Source organism: Streptomyces sp. 150FB (genome assembly GCF_000818195.1).
Classification (GTDB): Bacteria; Actinomycetota; Actinomycetes; order Streptomycetales; family Streptomycetaceae; genus Streptomyces.
Genome location: NZ_JTHL01000001.1, coordinates 6,563,140 through 6,577,280 on the forward strand (window position 1 = coordinate 6,563,140; position 14,141 = coordinate 6,577,280).

The following is a 14,141-nucleotide window of genomic DNA, read 5'->3' on the forward strand; positions in this document are numbered from 1 at the left end:
GCCCTCCCCAACACCCCCATTCGTCCGGTGGCCAACCCCCACCGGTCCGTGAAAGAGAAGGAAGAATCGGCATGTCCGCTCTCACGAACCTCGCCGCAATCACCGGCTCCCTCAGCGCGATCAACTCCGTCGGATACGGTCTTGCGGCGATCGGCCCCGGCGTCGGCGTCGGCATCATCTTCGGTAACGGCACCCAGGCGCTGGCCCGTCAGCCCGAGGCCGCCGGCCTGATCCGCACCAACCAGATCCTCGGCTTCGCCTTCTGTGAGGCCCTTGCCCTCATCGGCATCGTCCTGCCGTTCGTCTACAACAACCTCTGATCGGCGACGAACAGCCCTTTCGACGGAAGGCATTGATGTGAACGCGCAGGTATTCCTGGCGGCCGAGGAGGGGACGCAGAATCCCCTCATCCCGCCGGGCCCGGAGCTGGTGGTCGGTCTCCTCGCCTTCGCCATCGTTTTCTTCTTCTTCTACAAGAAGCTCCTTCCGAGCATCAACAAGGTTCTGAACGAGCGCCATGACGCCATCGTCGGCGGCATGGAGAAGGCCGACGAGGCGAAGTCCGAAGCCGAGAGCGTGCTTGAGCAGTACAAGGCACAGCTCGCCGAGGCACGCCACGAAGCCGCGCGTCTCCGCCAGGAGGCGACCGAGCAGGGCGCCGCGATCATCCAGGAGATGAGGGCGGAAGGTCAGCGGCAGCGCGAAGAGATCATCGCTGCCGGCCACACCCAGATCGAGGCCGACCGCAAGGCCGCGGCCGCCGCGCTGCGGCGTGACGTCGGCAAGCTCGCCACCGACCTGGCGGGCAAGCTCGTCGGTGAGTCCCTCGAGGACCACGCCCGGCAGAGCCGTACGGTCGACCGCTTCCTCGACGAGCTTGAGGACGGCGCATCGAAGGCCGAGGCCTCGCGATGAACGGCGCGAGCCGTATCGCGCTGGCGGAAGCCCGGACGCGTCTCGACGCGCTGACCGACAGCTCGTCGGCCGACGCCGCGAAGCTCGCCGATGAGCTGGCCGCCGTCACCACGCTGCTCCAGCGTGAGGTGTCGTTGCGCCGGGTCCTGACCGACCCGGCGCAGGACGGCTCGGCCAAGGCCGAGCTGGCGGGACGGCTGCTGGGCGGACAGGTGGGCGGCTCGACCGCCGACCTGATCTCCGGCATGGTCCGCTCCCGCTGGTCACAGCCGCGTGACCTGGTCGACTCGGTGGAGGAACTGTCGGCCACGGCCGATCTGACCGCCGCCGAGCAGCGGGGAGCGCTCGACAACGTCGAGGACGAGCTGTTCCGCTTCGGCAGGATCGTCGAGTCGAGCACAGCGCTGCGGTCCGCACTGACCGACCGGTCGGCCACGACCGCCGCGAAGAGCGCGCTGCTGCGCAGCCTGCTCGGCGGACGTGCCGATCCGGTCACGGAACGTCTCGTCGTGCGCCTCGTCACGCAGCCCCGTGGACGTAGCCTGGAAGCAGGGCTCCAGACCCTGTCCCGGCTCGCCGCGGCACGCCGGGGCCGTGTGGTCGCCACCGTCACCTCGGCGGTGCCGCTCACCGACGTACAGAAGCAGCGCCTCGGCGCCGCACTGGCGAAGCTTTACGGCCGCACGGTGCACCTGAACCTGGACGTCGACCCCGACGTCGTCGGCGGAGTCTCGGTGCAGATCGGCGAAGAGGTCATCAGCGGCACCATCGCCGAGCGCCTCGAAGAGGCGGCCAGGCGGCTGGCCGGCTGAGGCAGGCACCGGTCGAGGTCATCGGCGGACCGTCAACAGAACAGTACGACCAGCGGCCCGGTTGGGCCGTGCAGAAATTGCGGAAGATTCCTGGGGGTCGCCCCCAGACCCTAAGAAGTCGGACCCCCCAAGAAACTTCGGGCCCAACAAGGAGAGCAGGGAACCCAGATGGCGGAGCTCACGATCCGGCCGGAGGAGATCCGGGATGCGCTGGAGACCTTCGTCCAGTCGTACAAGCCGGACGCGGCCTCGCGCGAGGAGGTCGGTACGGTCAGTGTGGCCGGCGACGGTATCGCCAAGATCGAGGGTCTTCCCTCGGCCATGGCGAACGAGCTGCTGAAGTTCGAGGACGGCACCCTCGGTCTCGCCCTCAACCTTGAGGAGCGCGAGATCGGTGCGATCGTTCTCGGCGAGTTCAGCGGTGTGGAGGAAGGCCAGTCGGTCACCCGTACCGGCGAGGTCCTGTCCGTCGCCGTAGGCGACGGCTACCTGGGTCGCGTCGTCGACCCGCTCGGCACACCGATCGACGGTCTCGGCGAGATCGCGACCGACGGCCGCCGCGCCCTGGAGCTCCAGGCTCCTGGCGTCATGGTCCGTAAGTCGGTGCACGAGCCGATGCAGACCGGCTACAAGGCTGTCGACTCCATGGTGCCGATCGGCCGTGGCCAGCGTCAGCTCATCATCGGCGACCGGCAGACCGGCAAGACCGCCCTCGCGGTCGACACCATCATCAACCAGCGTGACAACTGGCGCTCCGGCGACGTGAACAAGCAGGTCCGCTGCATCTACGTCGCCATCGGCCAGAAGGGCTCCACCATCGCGTCCGTACGCGGTGCGCTGGAGGAGTCCGGCGCTCTCGAGTACACGACGATCGTCGCCTCGCCGGCGTCCGACCCGGCCGGCTTCAAGTACCTGGCGCCGTACACCGGCTCGGCCATCGGCCAGCACTGGATGTACCAGGGCAAGCACGTCCTGATCGTCTTCGACGACCTCTCGAAGCAGGCCGACGCCTACCGCGCCGTGTCCCTGCTGCTGCGCCGCCCGCCGGGCCGTGAGGCCTACCCGGGCGACGTCTTCTACCTGCACTCGCGTCTGCTGGAGCGCTGCGCGAAGCTCTCCGACGAGCTGGGTGCCGGATCGATGACGGGTCTGCCGATCGTCGAGACGAAGGCGAACGACGTGTCGGCCTTCATCCCGACCAACGTGATCTCCATCACCGACGGACAGTGCTTCCTGGAGTCCGACCTCTTCAACGCCGACCAGCGCCCCGCGCTGAACGTCGGTATCTCGGTCTCCCGAGTCGGCGGCTCCGCCCAGCACCGGGCCATGCGCCAGGTGTCCGGACGCCTCCGCGGTGACCTCGCCCAGTTCCGTGAGCTGGAGGCGTTCGCTTCCTTCGGCTCCGACCTGGACGCGACGTCCAAGGCGGCCCTGGAGCGCGGTCAGCGGATGATCGAGCTGCTGAAGCAGCCGCAGTACACGCCGTACCCGGTCGAGGAGCAGGTCGTCTCTGTCTGGGCCGGCACCACCGGCAAGATGGACGACGTACCCGTCTCCGACATCCGCCGCTTCGAGAGCGAGCTGCTGGAGTACCTGCGCCGCGAGCGCAAGGACCTCCTGACCAGCATCGCCGAGGGCGGCAAGATGTCCGACGACACGATCCAGTCCATCGCGGATGCCATCAGCGCCTTCAAGCAGCAGTTCGAGACCTCGGACGGGCAGCTTCTCGGCGAGGACGCGCCGGCCGTCAACGTCTCCAAGTGACGACGGAAGGGACCTGACTCATGGGAGCGCAGCTCCGGGTCTACAAGCGTCGCATCAAATCCGTCACCGCCACGAAGAAGATCACCAAGGCGATGGAGATGATCGCCGCCTCGCGCATCGTCAAGGCGCAGCGCCAGGTGAGGGCCTCGTCGCCGTACGCGGCGGAGCTCACCCGGGCGGTGACGGCGGTGGCGACCGGTTCGACGACCAAGCACCCCCTGACCACCGAGGCCGAGTCACCGACCCGGGCCGCGCTGCTGCTCATCACCAGCGACCGCGGTCTGGCCGGCGGCTACTCCTCGAACGCCATCAAGGCGGCGGAACGGCTCACCGAGCGGCTCCGCTCCGAGGGCAAAGAGGTCGACGCGTACATCGTCGGCCGCAAGGGTGTCGCCTACTACGGGTTCCGCGAGCGCAAGGTCGTGGATTCGTGGACCGGCTTCACCGACAACCCGACCTACGCGGACGCCAAGAAGGTCGCGGCGCCGCTGATCGAGGCGATCCAGCAGGACACGGCCGAGGGCGGTGTGGACGAACTCCACATCATCTTCACCGAGTTCGTCTCGATGATGACGCAGACACCGGTCGCGAACCGGTTGCTGCCGCTCAGCCTCGACGAGGCGGAGACCGATGCGTCGGAGGACGGTGCGAAGGGTGAAATCCTTCCGCTGTTCGACTTCGAGCCGTCGGCGGAGGACGTCCTCGACGCCCTGCTGCCGCGGTACGTCGAGAGCCGTATCTACAACGCGCTGCTCCAGGCCGCCGCTTCCAAGCACGCGGCCACCCGCCGCGCGATGAAGTCGGCGACCGACAACGCCGGGGACCTCATCAAGAGCCTCTCCCGGCTTGCCAACGCGGCCCGCCAGGCCGAAATCACCCAGGAAATCAGCGAGATCGTCGGTGGCGCGAGCGCCCTGGCCGACGCGACCGCGGGGAGTGACAATTAATGACGACCACAGTTGAGGCGGCCACCCCGGGAAGCACGGCCACAGGCCGCGTCGCCCGGGTCATCGGCCCGGTCGTCGACGTGGAGTTCCCCGTCGACGCGATGCCGGAGATCTACAACGCACTGCACGTCGAGGTCTCCGACCCGGCCAACGCCGGTGAGAAGAAGACCCTGACGCTCGAAGTGGCCCAGCACCTCGGTGAGGGCCTGGTCCGCGCGATCTCCATGGAGCCCACCGACGGTCTGGTACGCCAGGCCCCGGTGACCAACACGGGCGAGGGCATCACCGTCCCCGTCGGTGACGTGACCAAGGGCAAGGTGTTCAACACCCTCGGCCGGATCCTGAACGAGCCCGAGGCCGAGTCCCAGATCACGGAGCGCTGGCCGATCCACCGCAAGGCCCCGGCCTTCGACCAGCTCGAGTCCAAGACCGAGATGTTCGAGACCGGCCTGAAGGTCGTCGACCTGCTCACCCCGTACGTCAGGGGCGGCAAGATCGGTCTGTTCGGAGGTGCGGGCGTCGGCAAGACGGTCCTCATCCAGGAAATGATCATGCGAGTCGCCAACCTGCACGACGGTGTCTCCGTGTTCGCCGGCGTCGGTGAGCGCACCCGTGAGGGCAACGACCTCATCGGTGAGATGACCGAGACGGGCGTCCTGGAGAAGACCGCGCTGATCTTCGGCCAGATGGACGAGCCGCCGGGCACGCGTCTGCGCGTCGCGCTCTCCGCCGTCACGATGGCGGAGTACTTCCGCGACGTGAAGAAGCAGGATGTGCTGCTCTTCATCGACAACATCTTCCGCTTCACCCAGGCGGGGTCCGAGGTCTCGACGCTGCTCGGCCGTATGCCGTCGGCGGTGGGCTACCAGCCGACCCTGGCGGACGAGATGGGTACGCTCCAGGAGCGCATCACCTCGACGCGTGGTCACTCGATCACCTCGATGCAGGCGATCTACGTGCCCGCCGACGACCTGACCGACCCGGCCCCGGCCACGACGTTCGCGCACCTCGACGCGACGACGTCGCTGTCGCGTCCGATCTCGGAGAAGGGCATCTACCCGGCGGTCGACCCGCTGGACTCGACGTCCCGGATCCTGGACCCGCGTTACATCGCGCAGGACCACTACGACTGCGCTTCGCGGGTCAAGCAGATCCTCCAGAAGAACAAGGATCTGCAGGACATCATCTCCATCCTCGGTATCGACGAGCTGGGCGAGGAGGACAAGCTCATCGTCCACCGCGCCCGTCGTGTCGAGCGTTTCCTCTCGCAGAACACGCACGCCGCCAAGCAGTTCACCGGTGTGGACGGCTCCGACGTGCCGCTCGACGAGACGATCACCGCGTTCAACGCGATCTGCGACGGGGAGTACGACCACTTCCCCGAGCAGGCGTTCTTCCTGTGCGGAGGCATCGAGGACCTGAAGGCGAACGCCAAGGAACTTGGCGTTTCCTGACCCACTCGGTACGCGGAGGGGGGCGGGTCTTCCTGCCCCCCTCCGACGCACCTCACGCCACCCCATAGAATTAGACCGACACCCGGCCGAACAGCCGGGTGGTGACCCGAGGAGCCACCCATGGCTGCTGAGCTGCATGTCGAGCTGGTCGCCGCCGACCGTAGTGTCTGGTCCGGCGAGGCCACCCTGGTCGTCGCGCGTACGACGTCCGGCGACATCGGCGTCATGCCCGGTCACCAGCCGCTTCTCGGTGTGCTGGAGTCGGGCCCTGTGACCATTCGTACGAGTGAGGGTGAGACGGTCGTCGCCGCTGTGCACGGCGGTTTCCTCTCGTTCGCCGACAACAAGCTTTCGCTGCTGGCGGAGGTCGCCGAACTGGCGGACGAGATCGACGCCCAGCGCGCCGAGCGTGCGCTGGAACGGGCGAAATCGGATGACGACGCGGTAGCCGAACGGCGCGCCGACGTCCGTATGCGCGCCGTGTCGGGAAGCTGAACGCCCGACCGGACGGTTTTACCCTCAGCCGCGGCTCGTTCCGGAATACTCCGGACCGGGTCGCGGCTGAGGCGATGCAGGTGGGGCCACGTTCGATCCGCGGTACTGGACAGTCGAGGAGGTGGGTGCTGATGATCCTCGCTCTGCTTGTCTGCGGACTGGTCGTCGTCCTGATTGCGGTGGGGCTTTTCGTCTTCGGCCTGCGGCGGCGGCTGATCCAGCGCTCGGGCGGGACCTTCGACTGCAGTCTGCGCTGGGACCTGCCGGAGGAGTCGGACATCTCCGGCAAGGGCTGGGTGTACGGCGTGGCCCGCTACAACGGCGACCGCATCAACTGGTTCCGCGTCTTCTCCTACGCCCCGCGCCCGCGCCGTACGCTGGAGCGCTCGGCGATCGAGGTGATCGCCCGGCGCGCGACCGAGGGCGCCGAGGAGATGGCGCTGCTGTCGGACGCCGTCGTGCTCTCCTGCGTACACCGGGGGACGCGTCTGGAGTTCGCGATGAGTGACGACGCGCTCACCGGATTTCTCGCCTGGCTGGAGGCGGCGCCGCCCGGCCAGCGGGTGAACGTGGCCTGAGGCCAGGGCCGGGACGGTTGAGCCGGGATGGCTGAGCCGGGGACGGCTGAAGGGGGCGGCGCCTGAGGCGCCGCCCCCTCCGTCATGCATGCCGCACGGTCGGCGGTCGGTTATCCGAGACCGCTGTTGATCGCGCTGACCAGCTCGCCGTTCGAGGTGTCACCGCTGAACTCCCAGAAGAACGCGCCTCCCAGGCCCTGCTGCTTCGCGTACGTCATCTTCCCGGCGATCGTGGCCGGGGTGTCGTAGCTCCACCAGTTGGTGCCGCAGTGCGCGTACGCCGTACCGGCGATCGTGCCGGTGACCGGGCAACTGCTCTTGAGGACGTGGTAGTCCTCGATGCCCGCCTCGTACGTGCCCTGCGCCGCGCCCGTCGCCGTACCGCCGGGGGCGTCCTGTGTCACGCCGGTCCAGCCGCGTCCGTAGAAGCCGATGCCCAGCAGCAGCTTGTTGGCCGGCACGCCCTTCGCCTTGAACTTGGCTATCGCCTCGGCGGAGTTGAAGCCCTGCTGGGGGATGCCCGGGTAGGAGGTGAGCGGGGAGTGCGGGGCTGTCGGGCCCTGCGCCGCGAAGGCGCCGAAGAAGTCGTACGTCATCACATTGTACCAGTTGAGGTACTGCGCGGCGCCCGCGTAGTCGGCGACGTCGATCTTGCCGCCGGTCGAGGCGTCGGCCGTGGTGGCCGCCGTGACGAGGTTGCCGGTGCCGAACTTGGCGCGCAGCGCCTGGGCGACGTTCTTGAAGGCGGCGGAACCGCTGGTGTCGCAGGTCAGACCGCAGGCGTTGGGGTACTCCCAGTCGATGTCGATGCCGTCGAAGACATCGGCCCAGCGGGGGTCCTCCACGAGGTCGTAGCAGGACTGGGCGAAGGCCGCCGGGTTCTTGGCCGCCTCACCGAAGCCGCCGGACCACGACCAGCCGCCGAAGGACCAGATGATCTTGATGTTCGGGTGGGCGGCCTTGAGCTTGCGCAGTTGGTTGAAGTTGCCGCGCAGCGGCTGGTCCCAGGTGTCGGCGACGCCGTCGACGCTCTCGGCCGCGGTGAACGCCTTGTCGTAGTCGGCGTAGCTGTCGCCGATGGCGCACTTGCCGCCGGTGACGTTGCCGAAGGCGTAGTTGATGTGGGTGATCTTGTCGGCGGAGCCCGAGGTGACCAGGTTCTTCACCTGGTAGTTACGGGCGTAGATGCCCCAGTCGGTGAAGTAGCCGAGCTTGACCTTGCCCGTGCCGCCCGGGTTCCCCGGGTCCGTTCCGCCGCCGCCTCCGGTGGTGTGCACCGCGCGTGCGCCGCTGACGGGACCCGTCTGGTCGGCGGTGTCACGGGCCTGGACGGTGTACGAGTAGTCGGTGCCGGCGGTCAGGCCGGTGTTCGTGTACGTCGTACCGGTGACCGTGGCGATCTTCGTACCGTCCCGCAGGACGTCGTAGTTCTTGATGCCCTTGTCGTCCGTCGCCGCGCTCCAGCCCAGCTTCACCGAGGTGTTGGCGATCTCGCTGGCGGTGGGCGTGCCGGGAGCGGAGGGCGCGCTGTCGCCGGGGACGGTGGTCCCGCCGTCGCAGGAGCCGCCGTTGAGCTTGCAGGAGGTGGGGGAGCCGGGGCCCGCGCCGTTGAAGCCGAAGCTGATCGAGGCGCCGGGCGCGAGGGTGCCGTTGTAGCTCTTGTTCTTGCCGGTCCAGTGGTTGCCGGAGCTGGTGACGTCGGCGTCCCACGCGGAGGTCACCGAGGTGCCGGAGGGGAAGTCCCACTCCACGGTCCAGGAGGTGAGGCCGGTGGTGCCGGTGTTCTTGATCGTCCACTTGCCGTCGAAGCCCGTTCCCCAGTCCGAGCCCTTGGAGAAGGTGGCGGTGGCCGAGGTGGCCGCCTCGGCGGGGGTGGCGAGGCCGACCATGGCGGCGAGCGGAAGCAGCAGCGCGGTCAGAGCCGCGACGGTTCTGGATCTGAAGCGCGGGCGGCGGAGGGCGGGTCTGATGTTCAAGGGTGCTCCTTGAGTGAGTACCGGACGAAACGGGGATGGTCCGTGCACTGCGCACCCTGCGGACGTCTCACCGCAGCGTGTGCCGTGAGATTAGAAAGGTCTGGACCAATCGTCAAGAGGTCCGGGCGGAAGGTGTGGAAAGGTGGATGAGGCATCCAATTCGGTTACCTGGACTGGCTCTTGGGCCGTGCGGCCCCCAGCGGTGGTCCCCGGCCTCAGCGCTCGCCGCCCGGCACCCACAGCACGTCTCCGACCTCCTTGTTGGCCACCCGCGCCAGGATGAACAGGAGGTCGGAGAGTCGGTTCAGATACGTCGCCGTCAGCGGGTTCATCGTGTCGCCGTGCTTCTCGTACGCCGCCCAGGTCGAGCGCTCGGCGCGGCGTACGACCGTGCAGGCCTGGTGCAGCAGCGCCGCCCCCGGGGTGCCGCCGGGGAGGATGAAGCTCCGGAGCTTCTCCACCTGTTCGAGGAAGAAGTCGCAGTCCGTCTCCAGCTTGTCGATGTACGGCTGCCGCACGCGCAGCGGCGGGAACTCGGGGTCCTCCACCACCGGGTTGCACAGATCGGCGCCGACGTCGAAGAGGTCGTTCTGGACGCGGACCAGGACCTTGACGATCACCCCGGGGAGCCCGCCGAGCGCGATCGCCGTACCGATGCAGGCGTTGGCCTCGTTGGCGTCGGCGTACGCGGCGATGCGCAGGTCGGTCTTGGCGGTGCGGCTCATGTCGCCGAGCGCTGTCGTGCCCTTGTCGCCGGTGCGGGTGTAGATGCGCGTCAGATTGACCATGCGACCAGCGTAAGCGAGGGCCTTACGCGCCGACCTTCCTGAAGACGCTGGTGCCGGCCGTCACGCAGACCACCGCGAGGCCCACCGCCACCGACGTCCCGTACAGCATGGCCTCTCCCGTGTACGCGCCCACATACGCGGCCCGCACCGCGTCCACCAGATAGCGGAACGGCACGAGGTGCGAGAGCACGTCGAGCCAGGCGGGCGCGAGTGCCATCGGCAGCATCAGCCCGGAGAGCAGCATCGCCGGCATGCTCACGGCGTTGACGGTCGGTCCGAAGGCCTGCGGGGTATCGACCTTCATCGCCAGCGCGTACGAGAGCGAGGCGAGCGAGAGAGACATGACGGCGACGAACCCGAAGCCGATGAGAACCCCGGCCACCGGCGCGCGCAGCCCCATCACCAGGGCGGCCAGGACCAGCAGCACCGACTGGAAGAGGATCAGTGCGACGTCCCGCAGCGCCCGCCCCAGGAGCAGCGCGAGCCGGCTGACCGGTGTGACGCGCATGCGCTCCACGACCCCGAGTTGCTTCTCGATGATGACGGTGAAGCCGGAGAACAGCGCGGAGAACAGGCTGAGCTGGAGCAGCAGACCGGGGACGAGGATCTGCCAGGAGTCGCCGGCTGAGCCGAGCGGCAGCCCGGTCAGCAGCGGCCCGAAGAAGAGCAGGTAGAGCAGCGGCATCAGGACGCCGAAGAGGATCTGCACCTTGGAGCGCAGGGTCTGACGGGCATAGCGGCCGAAGATCAGCGCGGTGTCGTGGGCGAGTGCGGTCAGTGGGGGAGGTGGCGCGTAGGCCGGTGCGGACATGGGTGCTCCTTTGTCTGTACGGCGGACAGGGCTGATGCGGATTGTGTGGTGACGGCTACGCGCGCGTCCCGCGCGGTCCCTACGCCGCCACCGGCGCCGCCCCGGCCGCCGCCAGGTCGCGCCCCGTGATCGCGAGGAACGTGTCCTGGAGCGAAGCCCCGGCTGAGCCGCCGTACGCGCGCTTCAGCTCGGCGGGCGTTCCCTCGGCCGCGACCACCCCCTGGTCGGTGACCACCAGACGGTCCGCCAGCGCGTCGGCCTCGTCCAGGTAATGCGTGGTCAGGAAGACGGTCGTGCCCTGCTCGTCGCGGATCCGCCGGATCAGGTCCCACAGGTTCGCCCGGCTGCGCGGGTCGAGCCCCGTCGTCGGCTCGTCCAGGAAGAGCACGGCCGGCTGGTGGGTGAGGGCCAACGCGATGTCGAGCCGTCGCCGCTGTCCGCCGGAGAGCGAGCCGCAGGTGCGGTCGAGCAGGTCGGACAGGCCGAGGTCGGCCGCCAGTTCGGCGGTACGGACCGCCGCCTGCCGCTTGGTGAGGCGGTAGAGCCGTGCCTGGGTGAGGAGTTCCTCCCGTACGGAGATCTGCGCGTCGACCCCGCCGGCCTGGGCGACGTACCCGATCTTCCGCCGTACGCCCGCCGGGTCGCCGGCCAGGTCGGAGCCCGCGACGGTCGCAGCGCCGCCGGTCGGTGGCAGCAGCGTGGTGAGCATCCGCAGCGTGGTCGTCTTGCCCGCTCCGTTGGGGCCGAGGAAGCCGAGGATCTCTCCCTGGCGCACGGTCAGGTCGATGCCGCGTACGGCTTCGACGGGTCCGTTCTTCGTGACGAAGGTCCGGGCGAGCCCGGCGGTGCTGATAATTGCCATGACTCCAGAAAAACAGAGGGGAACCAAAAATGCAATGACTCCAAGTTTGTGGAGAGGTCGACGGTGCCTAGGATGGGAGGCATGTCCGAAGGGCTCAGGGAACGGAAGAAGCGGCAGACCAGGCAGTACATCTCCGATGTGGCCACCGGCATGTTCCTGGAGCGCGGGTTCGAAGCGGTGACCATCGCCGAGATCGCCGAGGCGGCCGACATCTCCGTCAACACCGTCTACAACTACTTCCCGGCGAAGGAAGACCTCTTCCTCGACCGCGCGAGCGGCCTCACCGGCCGGCTCTCCCGGTTCGTACGAGGCAGGGAGCCGGGCGAGTCGGCGGCGGAGGCCGTGTTCGCGGGGCTGTACGAGCTGATCGAGGCGGTCTCGCCGACCACCGGGCTCGTCGAGGGCTACGACCTCTTCATGAAGGTCGTCCACGACTCACACACCCTCAAGTCCCGCCTCCTGTACCTCCAGCAGGAGATCGTGGACGACCTGGCCCGGACGCTCAGGGAAGAGACCGGCGCCGGGGACGACGAGATGCTCCCCACCCTGGTCGCCGGACAGCTCGCCTGGGCGAACGGGACGGTGATGGGCTGGATCGGCGGACGGATGGCGGCCGGTGGTGTCCCCGCCGAGGTGTCGAGGGAAGCTCTCGGACTTCTGGGCGAAGTAGAGGAACTGTTGAGCGAAAAGGTGCGCAAGTACGCGGTACGGGAGGCCTGATGGCCCGTCCCGGTGTGATGTCCGTCATGTGAGACGTGACGCGCATCTCTTCGCCGCCATCTGCGCGCCGGTGAACGCTAACCTCCGCCACAGAGCGGAAATGTAAGCACACGTTAAGGGCTACCGCCCTGGGCGGCAGCGGGAACACAGACGAATCGAGAGGTGTGTCGTGGCCAGGAAGCTCGCCGTCATCGGGGCCGGACTCATGGGGTCCGGTATCGCGCAGGTCTCCGCCCAGGCGGGCTGGGACGTCACCCTGCGGGATGTCACCGACGCGGCGCTGACCCGCGGACTCGACGCCGTCCGCGTGTCGTACGACCGGTTCGTCGCCAAGGGCAAGCTCGAAGGGGCGGACGCCGACGCCGCGCTCTCCAGGATCACCACGACCACCGATCTCGACGCCGTCGCCGAGGCGGACCTCGTCGTCGAAGCGGTGTTCGAGAACCTTGAGGTCAAGCACGAGATCTTCCGCGAGCTGGACAAGCTCGTACGGGACGACGCCGTCCTCGCCTCCAACACCTCCGCCATCCCCATCACCAAGATCGCGGCTGTGACGGAGCGCCCCGAGCGTGTCGTCGGCACACACTTCTTCTCGCCGGTGCCGATGATGCAGCTCTGCGAGCTGGTGCGCGGCTACAAGACCAGCGACGAAACCCTCGCCACCGCACGGGAGTTCGCCGAGTCCGTGGGCAAGACGTGCATCGTGGTCAACCGCGATGTGGCAGGCTTCGTCACCACACGGCTCATCTCCGCACTGATCGTGGAGGCCGCCAAACTCTACGAGTCGGGCGTCGCGTCCGCCGAGGACATCGACACCGCCTGCAAGCTGGGGTTCGGCCACGCCATGGGCCCGCTCGCCACCGCCGACCTGACCGGTGTCGACATCCTTCTCCACGCGACCGGAAACATCTACACCGAGTCGCAGGACGAGAAGTTCGCACCGCCGGAGCTGATGCGCCGGATGGTGGACGCGGGTGACATCGGCCGCAAGAGCGGGCAGGGGTTCTACAAGCACTGAGCCGCTTCCACCGTTTTGTTGTCACCCCGCGGGGGTGAATTCGGTATCGGTTCGCTCACGGACGGCAACTTCACCGGCTGCGGGACAGTCAGTGAAGGTGCCGAACCGTCGCAATGACAGACACGGAGCACAGCACTCACGGGAGCGCATATGCACATCAGGGGCGACCACGCCGAACTGGTCGTCGGGGGCCGCCTCGACGTACACAGCGCGGCGGACGCCCGTACGGTCCTGCACACGGCTGTCGACGACGGCGTCGGCGATCTGGTGCTCGACCTGACTTCCCTGGACTCCTGGGACGCCACGGGACTCGGCGTCATCATGGGAGTTCACCGGCGCGCGGGGCGGTGCGGGCGCAGACTTGTGCTGAGGGGTGTGCCGCCCCAGATGCAGCGTCTCCTGGTGGCCACCCGACTGCACCGCATCCTCGCGATCGAGGGCGGCATCGCCGCAGAATCGCTTCCCCGGGTCTGAGGGCGGGGGTGGCCGGCCCCGACAATCCTCATGAGACCGTGATCTCTCGGGCGGGGTGCCACCCCGGCTGTTCGTAGATACTGTTCGGGAGTCTACGGTTCGGCCGTCTGCCGATTGACGGACCCGTAGAGCAGACACCGGACCAGAGCGACAGATATGGGCGTGCGAGGCCGGGGGCAGCGGTACGCCACGATCTGGGGGACTTATCAGATGGACCCGATGAGCCGAGAACCGGAAGAGTACGGTCACGATCTTCGCGGCGGCGCCGAGCGCACCGACGAGAACGCGGACCAACTGCGTTTGCAGCGCGACGAGCTGCCGACCTCCCTCGGGCATATCAAGGGAGCGGGAGGCACCACCACCCCCGCGCCCGTCCGCACCGTCCAGTTGGTCTCGGGCGACTTCCTGCTCACGGTCAACCCCGTCGACGGCAGCGAGATCGAACCGTGCCCGCCGGGCCGGAGCACCGCCAAGCCGGCCCGGCGCTCACCCGCCGACCGCGCCGATCTCCGGCGCGCCGGCAGGCC

The 14,141-nt window shown here is 68.2% G+C and carries 15 protein-coding genes and 1 pseudogene; 12 read left to right on the forward strand and 4 right to left on the reverse strand.

The genetic code is table 11. The annotated features are described in order from the left end of the window. The first annotated feature begins 71 nt into the window (after positions 1–71). From atpE to QR77_RS28480, 8 genes are all read left to right on the forward strand, one after another. Entirely contained in the window at positions 72–320 is a 249-nt protein-coding gene (gene atpE / locus QR77_RS28445) for an ATP synthase F0 subunit C (RefSeq protein ID WP_040024875.1), read from the forward strand. A gap of 37 nt (positions 321–357) precedes the next feature. Next, entirely contained in the window at positions 358–915 is a 558-nt protein-coding gene (locus tag QR77_RS28450; RefSeq protein WP_040024876.1) for a F0F1 ATP synthase subunit B, read from the forward strand. Then, the gene (locus tag QR77_RS28455; RefSeq protein ID WP_040024877.1) at positions 912–1,727 is read left to right on the forward strand and encodes a F0F1 ATP synthase subunit delta; all 816 of its coding nucleotides are present in this window, start codon (positions 912–914) and stop codon (positions 1,725–1,727) included. The genes QR77_RS28450 and QR77_RS28455 overlap by 4 nt, the downstream gene beginning before the upstream one ends. A gap of 168 nt (positions 1,728–1,895) precedes the next feature. Then, positions 1,896–3,491: a F0F1 ATP synthase subunit alpha gene (atpA, locus tag QR77_RS28460; RefSeq protein WP_040024878.1), complete on the forward strand. Its 1,596-nt coding sequence runs from the start codon at positions 1,896–1,898 to the stop codon at positions 3,489–3,491. Positions 3,492–3,511: 20 nt separating this feature from the next. Next, positions 3,512–4,438 carry a F0F1 ATP synthase subunit gamma gene (locus tag QR77_RS28465; protein ID WP_040024879.1) on the forward strand — a complete coding sequence of 309 codons (927 nt, stop codon included), beginning with the start codon at positions 3,512–3,514 and terminating at the stop codon, positions 4,436–4,438. Next, positions 4,438–5,892 carry a F0F1 ATP synthase subunit beta gene (gene atpD, locus QR77_RS28470; protein WP_040024880.1) on the forward strand — a complete coding sequence of 485 codons (1,455 nt, stop codon included), beginning with the start codon at positions 4,438–4,440 and terminating at the stop codon, positions 5,890–5,892. The genes QR77_RS28465 and atpD overlap by 1 nt, the downstream gene beginning before the upstream one ends. 120 nt (positions 5,893–6,012) lie before the next feature. Further along, the gene (locus QR77_RS28475; RefSeq protein WP_040024881.1) at positions 6,013–6,387 is read left to right on the forward strand and encodes a F0F1 ATP synthase subunit epsilon; all 375 of its coding nucleotides are present in this window, start codon (positions 6,013–6,015) and stop codon (positions 6,385–6,387) included. Positions 6,388–6,518: 131 nt separating this feature from the next. Further along, complete coding sequence (locus QR77_RS28480) at positions 6,519–6,965, forward strand: DUF2550 domain-containing protein (RefSeq protein WP_040024882.1); 447 nt, start codon at positions 6,519–6,521, stop codon at positions 6,963–6,965. A gap of 110 nt (positions 6,966–7,075) precedes the next feature. On the opposite strand, the gene QR77_RS28485 is transcribed toward QR77_RS28480, so the two are convergent. From QR77_RS28485 to QR77_RS28500, 4 genes are all read right to left on the reverse strand, one after another. Then, positions 7,076–8,854, reverse strand: coding sequence for a glycosyl hydrolase family 18 protein (locus QR77_RS28485; RefSeq protein ID WP_052489740.1), 1,779 nt, complete (start codon positions 8,852–8,854; stop codon positions 7,076–7,078). 302 nt (positions 8,855–9,156) lie between these two features. After that, the gene (locus QR77_RS28490) at positions 9,157–9,729 is read right to left on the reverse strand and encodes a cob(I)yrinic acid a,c-diamide adenosyltransferase (RefSeq protein WP_040024883.1); all 573 of its coding nucleotides are present in this window, start codon (positions 9,727–9,729) and stop codon (positions 9,157–9,159) included. 22 nt (positions 9,730–9,751) lie between these two features. Beyond that, entirely contained in the window at positions 9,752–10,540 is a 789-nt protein-coding gene (locus QR77_RS28495) for an ABC transporter permease (RefSeq protein WP_052489118.1), read from the reverse strand. 79 nt (positions 10,541–10,619) lie between these two features. Continuing rightward, positions 10,620–11,402, reverse strand: coding sequence for an ATP-binding cassette domain-containing protein (locus QR77_RS28500; protein WP_040024884.1), 783 nt, complete (start codon positions 11,400–11,402; stop codon positions 10,620–10,622). Positions 11,403–11,483: 81 nt separating this feature from the next. Here QR77_RS28500 and QR77_RS28505 point away from each other — a divergent pair, with 81 nt between their 5' ends. The 4 genes and pseudogenes from QR77_RS28505 to QR77_RS49190 form a co-directional block, all read left to right on the forward strand. Beyond that, entirely contained in the window at positions 11,484–12,122 is a 639-nt protein-coding gene (locus QR77_RS28505; RefSeq protein ID WP_040024885.1) for a TetR/AcrR family transcriptional regulator, read from the forward strand. A gap of 169 nt (positions 12,123–12,291) precedes the next feature. Beyond that, positions 12,292–13,140, forward strand: a complete 849-nt coding sequence (locus QR77_RS28510) for a 3-hydroxyacyl-CoA dehydrogenase family protein (RefSeq protein WP_040024886.1) — start codon at positions 12,292–12,294, stop codon at positions 13,138–13,140. Positions 13,141–13,290: 150 nt separating this feature from the next. Beyond that, a complete protein-coding gene (locus QR77_RS28515; protein WP_040024887.1) occupies positions 13,291–13,614 on the forward strand; it encodes an STAS domain-containing protein in 324 nt (107 codons plus the stop codon). Positions 13,615–13,833: 219 nt separating this feature from the next. Next, positions 13,834–14,141, forward strand: a pseudogene (locus tag QR77_RS49190) (ATP-binding protein); the annotation flags it as partial.

Excerpts from the sequence above, each read along its gene's own strand:
- atpD (WP_040024880.1), top strand. The coding sequence starts at position 4,438 with ATGACGACCACAGTTGAGGCGGCCACCCCGGGAAGCACGGCCACAGGC.
- atpA (WP_040024878.1), top strand. The coding sequence starts at position 1,896 with ATGGCGGAGCTCACGATCCGGCCGGAGGAGATCCGGGATGCGCTGGAG.
- QR77_RS28490 (WP_040024883.1), bottom strand. The coding sequence starts at position 9,729 with ATGGTCAATCTGACGCGCATCTACACCCGCACCGGCGACAAGGGCACG.
- atpE (WP_040024875.1), top strand. The coding sequence starts at position 72 with ATGTCCGCTCTCACGAACCTCGCCGCAATCACCGGCTCCCTCAGCGCG.
- QR77_RS28515 (WP_040024887.1), top strand. The coding sequence starts at position 13,291 with ATGCACATCAGGGGCGACCACGCCGAACTGGTCGTCGGGGGCCGCCTC.
- QR77_RS28500 (WP_040024884.1), bottom strand. The coding sequence starts at position 11,402 with ATGGCAATTATCAGCACCGCCGGGCTCGCCCGGACCTTCGTCACGAAG.
- QR77_RS28455 (WP_040024877.1), top strand. The coding sequence starts at position 912 with ATGAACGGCGCGAGCCGTATCGCGCTGGCGGAAGCCCGGACGCGTCTC.
- QR77_RS28480 (WP_040024882.1), top strand. The coding sequence starts at position 6,519 with ATGATCCTCGCTCTGCTTGTCTGCGGACTGGTCGTCGTCCTGATTGCG.
- QR77_RS28465 (WP_040024879.1), top strand. The coding sequence starts at position 3,512 with ATGGGAGCGCAGCTCCGGGTCTACAAGCGTCGCATCAAATCCGTCACC.
- QR77_RS28485 (WP_052489740.1), bottom strand. The coding sequence starts at position 8,854 with ATGGTCGGCCTCGCCACCCCCGCCGAGGCGGCCACCTCGGCCACCGCC.
- QR77_RS28495 (WP_052489118.1), bottom strand. The coding sequence starts at position 10,540 with ATGTCCGCACCGGCCTACGCGCCACCTCCCCCACTGACCGCACTCGCC.
- QR77_RS28475 (WP_040024881.1), top strand. The coding sequence starts at position 6,013 with ATGGCTGCTGAGCTGCATGTCGAGCTGGTCGCCGCCGACCGTAGTGTC.
- QR77_RS28505 (WP_040024885.1), top strand. The coding sequence starts at position 11,484 with ATGTCCGAAGGGCTCAGGGAACGGAAGAAGCGGCAGACCAGGCAGTAC.